This window comes from Paenibacillus sp. KS1, assembly GCF_001680695.1.
GTDB lineage: Bacteria > Bacillota > Bacilli > Paenibacillales > Paenibacillaceae > Paenibacillus_B > Paenibacillus_B suaedae.
Genome location: NZ_MAIS01000161.1, coordinates 1 through 4,986 on the forward strand (window position 1 = coordinate 1; position 4,986 = coordinate 4,986).

Genomic DNA, 4,986 nt, shown 5'->3' on the forward strand with positions numbered 1-4,986 from the left:
TGGCTCTTTTCTTGTTCGGTTCTACCGGAGCATCTTCGGGAGTGAATCTAGCTGACATCGGATCAGGATGGTCTCCGTTAAGTGATATTGGTTCAGGGTAGGGTGGTAAGCAATATCGGCTAGGGACGGAGGTGAATGGCTTGTGACGTGAGGATTAGCGAAAAGGTATAGGTTCAAAACATACAGATAGCGACTCTTGAGTTCAAGGGTCGCTTTCTTAATTAGGATATTATCCAAAATTTCAAGAGAATCTAGTGAATTAGAATCCATCAAACGGAAGAGCCGCATGGCATATCATCTTACTATAACAATTGGAACATCATCGTCATCGCCGAGAACGAATTGGCCAATCCATGCATAATCCAGCTTGGAATAATGGATCCTCCTGCTAATTTCTCGTTTATGTACCCCATAAACCAGCCAATTAAAGCGGTAAATAACGTTATGATAACAGCATTGATTATTCCGGTTCTTGAAAAAAACATAACCCCATGCAAACACCCGAACAATATTGCCTGAACCGTGTTCCCTGTTACAAACCCAAACGCAGAAATCAATCTTTTCCCGATAAAACCTCTAAATAATATTTCTTCAGATAAACCGGTCTGTACGAAAGCATGCAACAAAACCGCGACTATTCCAGAAAAGCCTAACCCATAAAATTGCGAAGCAGCAACATCGGTGTCATTAGTGAAAAACAAAATAATTATCCACCCAAGAGATACGAACAAGAGAAGCGATAAGAAGAAGAGGATGAAAAAGCTGTTTCTTTTCTCGACAACAGGAGCTTTACATCCAATCCATTCAAAAAAAGACTGCTTCTTTCTGGCGAATAAGAACCAGCATACCAGAGGAACTACACTAAATAGGATCACTTGTACAAGTGAACCAACCAACACGGAAACAGTCATCTTCTACTACTCCTCTCCCTTGTACTCTAAAATGTCGCCAGGCTGACAATCAAGGACTTTACAAATCGCATCAAGCGTAGAGAAACGAATCGCACTTATTTTCCCCGTTTTTATATTCGAGAGATTAACATTTGATATTCCTACCTTCTCCGCAAGCTCGTTCAGAGATATCTTACGGTCTGCCATCACACGGTCCAGCCTCAAAACAATAGCCATAATACACACATCCTTACAGAGTTTCATCGGATTGCTGTTGCAGCATTCTGCCATAATCGAATATTTGAGCTAGACAAAAGAATACAACCGCAACCAAAATATAAAACAGCTCAAACGACACATTAACCCTTGCCGCTGGCGTGACCATTTGAATCATTGCTATTTCAACAAATCCAGGAATAATGGCGATCCCAGCTATGAGCAAGGATATCCGTTTCAAACGCTTCATATGCTTGGCAACAAACGGTGTATAGTCCTTACTAATATCTTTAAAAATCCCCCCGGTAATAAATAGTATCACCATGATTAGACATAGCCTCACTACATCCCCACTGAATGTAATAATTAGATCAGATTTGGCGTAATCACTATGGTCGGTATGTAAAAATATAGAGCTCATAGTGTTTATTGCTGCTGGAATTTCATCCCCTGACACCTGAGTAAGCCACAGAATTGCAGCAATCTCCGCTATCGTTACTACCAGCAGCATGATACACAGCATTCGCAAACAAACAGCCAATATTTTGCTCGTTTTCTGAATTTTAAGGGTACTCATATGATTACTGCTCCTTTATTATGATGACTAGAGCATAACAGGTAAATTTATGTATTTCAATAATAATTTAATGTTTATCGTTAAATTATTATTGAAATACATTTAAAATCTGGATTCTCCTAGGTCGCGAATTAATCTATTACTCTCGATAATTATTATCATTTTATGTCATAAAACAAAAAAACCGCATTACGCGGTTTCGATTGTCATTAATGGATATAGAGAAGGCGTATATCAATAAACGTAACCTGTCCATATTTCTTTTCATCGGCAGCCTGATCACTAGTATAAGTTTCTCTGTAGAAACTTGATGAGTATGGTTTAATGGATTCATGGTATCCATCCTTTGTCTGATCATCGCATCACACAGCGGCTCGCCGTCGAAGGTGGTCATAACCTCACTGCCACAACCTAGATCCATCCCCCTTCGATACAGAAAATCCTCATATTTTCAGCACCTGATATTGTATGAGTCGTTTGCACTATTACGTCTTGTACAAGCACCGTGCCACAGTATTATTTAAAGTCGCACCAATTACGAATTAGGATTTGATTACAATGTCCATATTGTTGGAACTGGTGCTTACATTCAATAATATGCAGTTTGTTGTACAATGGCTATTCTCACCTTTCAAGAAAATGTGACGCATACATCAATAGAGCATAAAAATCGGTTTATAAATATCCTATTAAATGAGTTCTTATTTCAAGTATTGTTACCACTCGTTGACCACTTTTGCCCCTTTGAGAATGTATGTACTATAATCTTTATCTTTCATCATTATCTTCTTTAATGTCTCGCAAACCTCATCATTAATGACATATTGATTTTTAAACTTCTCTTTTACTTCACGATTAACAAGTTCATTAATTTTATTAATATCGATTGATTCACATTTACCCTTTCCAATAAGATATAAAATATAAAACATAAAAATTCCTTTCCGGTCTGTCCCGTTCGGATTTAACTGAATCTCTCTATCAAAACTAATAATATGCTCCTTGACGAATCTTTTTATTGATTTCTTATGCAATAAAGATTCTTTTAACAAGTTATTCAAATTATTCACAATTAATTCTACTAATTCTTCGTTTGGAGAAATATATTCTAGGACTCCATTAGCAATATATTCACTAATATGATATAAAAATAGTTTTTTAACTAATAAGAAGTCTTGCATATCCACTGGAAGCATATAAGTAATCTCGCCGCCACTAACTTCTATAAAACTACGTGATAATGACTTATCCAATTCCCTAAAAGATCCGTATTTAACTTCATTACGTGTTCCGTCAATTAATAGCTCTTGATACACACATGTATACTTATTTATCTCAGGAATCACTTTACTTATTTTAACTCTGTATAGAACAATACCGAATAAATTAACAATAACATTTACTCCGCCATATTTATCTACATATAGAATAAGGAAGTGACTTCCATATTCGTTATTTCCCTTTGCAAAATCATATACTCCAGATTCAGCAACTATCGATACAACACTATTACCTTTCCCTGTAGTTACAAATTTTATAATTTCATCAAACTCAGAATACGTATCATTTATCTCATTTTTCAAACAATACCATTCATATGCTATTTTCGCTACCATTCTAAACATTGCTAGACTAAAGTAAACATTAATGTCTAACTCTATTTTAATCTCTATCTCTAGCTGATTAATATCAACGATTTTAACTTCATGTTCAAGAGTTGACCTAATCTGAGTATTTTCTAAGGGGCCAAGAAGATGCTTTCCATCTTCACTTTTCAGTTTTCTTCCCTTAAAGAGCTCCGTATCTGACCCGATTTTTTTGGCTACATATTTTTCTCCATTCAATATAACACTTGCATCATATTTATGGTAATTTCTGCTTTTGCTCGATTTTATATCTAGATTATTAGTAACTAAAGCTAACTTTTGAATAACTTCTGATTCAAACATATCACTAAATTTATTATTGTGTTCAACTCTACATACATTCTTATTTAAAATTCTAGCATTAGTAAGTGCATCTGGAATAATATCTGATTCTGATAAGTTTTCTGATTTACCACAATAAATACACTTTCTAACCATAAGATCCTCATCCTTATTTTTTGTAGTACTTCCTATGTAACATAAAAGATTATTACATTCATTAATTTTTCCTGAAGGAATATATAAGAATGTTTTGCCTATTAGGATATAGAACAAGAAACATAATGTAGCCGTCAGATGCTTCAACTTATTTGACCATCGCCTTGGTCATTTTCGATACCGTTCGTGGGCTATATAGTGATGATCGTACATTTCTCGATAAGGTCAGCAATCTCTGTCATTATTAGCCCTTTATAAAAACAGGCTTCAAGCGTATCACGGGAACGCTTATGGAGGTAAAGTTTGTTGTTTAAGAAAACCGTAACGTACCACGGGATGCGAAGTGCAAGTTACCATACTCGTTTCGAAATGTATATGTGAACCCACCGTTCCCGGAATTTTCCGTAATTAAAACTCAATGTGGAAACAAAAAAATCCCTTTCCAACAAAATGATTCATAGTCATCTCTATGGTCTTACGAAAAGCGGTAGCCCACTTTAGTCACATCCTATTTGTGAATAAAGCATTAACAAAATCCGATGTAAAATGATATATAGAATAGGCCTATATTCTATGGGTTGTAGTGTGTAAATCAATTCTACAAGAATAGGTCTTCTTTTTTTGCTACTTATCTATTATAAGAAGATATCCTACGATCTCCAAATGTTACATAAGTATACTATTAATCCATTTTGTAATATACATGTTGATAGCTGATGCTCAACTATTTGAAATTACATGTTACACCTTCTTAAAAAAGTTCCAAAATTCAGTATTTACTTTATCTTATCGTATACGCAGGAACAGAACATTTATAAAAAAATTTTAAATTAATGTGCTGAGTTACTGAATAAGGAGAAAATAAAAACAACAAGTAACCTTCATGCAGCTCCGATGTAACTTCGTCACAGGTTATAAAAGGAATTGAACACATAATGGGATGGAATGAAATGGGCTAATTAAGGTCAGATAGATTATCAACTTTATCCTCAACTGTATTGAACTTAAATAGTATGACCAGATTAAACAAGTTTTACAACACTTCTATGAAAAACCAATCGTTCCAAAACGATCAACAACAACACCAAAACAATCGAAAGCATCTGCCAACCAACAACAGCTACTCATTCTATTTTTATGATAGCATCCTACGCATTGGATACAAAGATATTTCTATTTATGAGGTTCTCATATTGTAAAGCCTTGGATACAATTGGTT

General features: G+C 34.9%; 4 protein-coding genes. All 4 read right to left on the reverse strand.

Annotation, left to right across the window (positions count from 1 at the left end):
• Positions 1-302: 302 nt before the first annotated feature.
• Complete coding sequence (locus BBG47_RS27035; protein ID WP_065294324.1) at positions 303-911, reverse strand: CPBP family intramembrane glutamic endopeptidase; 609 nt, start codon at positions 909-911, stop codon at positions 303-305.
• Between the two features lie 6 nt (positions 912-917).
• Entirely contained in the window at positions 918-1,127 is a 210-nt protein-coding gene (locus BBG47_RS27040) for a helix-turn-helix domain-containing protein (protein WP_065294325.1), read from the reverse strand.
• 13 nt (positions 1,128-1,140) lie between these two features.
• Positions 1,141-1,683, reverse strand: coding sequence for a DUF2975 domain-containing protein (locus BBG47_RS27045; RefSeq protein WP_065294326.1), 543 nt, complete (start codon positions 1,681-1,683; stop codon positions 1,141-1,143).
• Between the two features lie 716 nt (positions 1,684-2,399).
• Entirely contained in the window at positions 2,400-3,767 is a 1,368-nt protein-coding gene (locus tag BBG47_RS27055; RefSeq protein ID WP_065294328.1) for a hypothetical protein, read from the reverse strand.
• Positions 3,768-4,986: the final 1,219 nt, after the last annotated feature.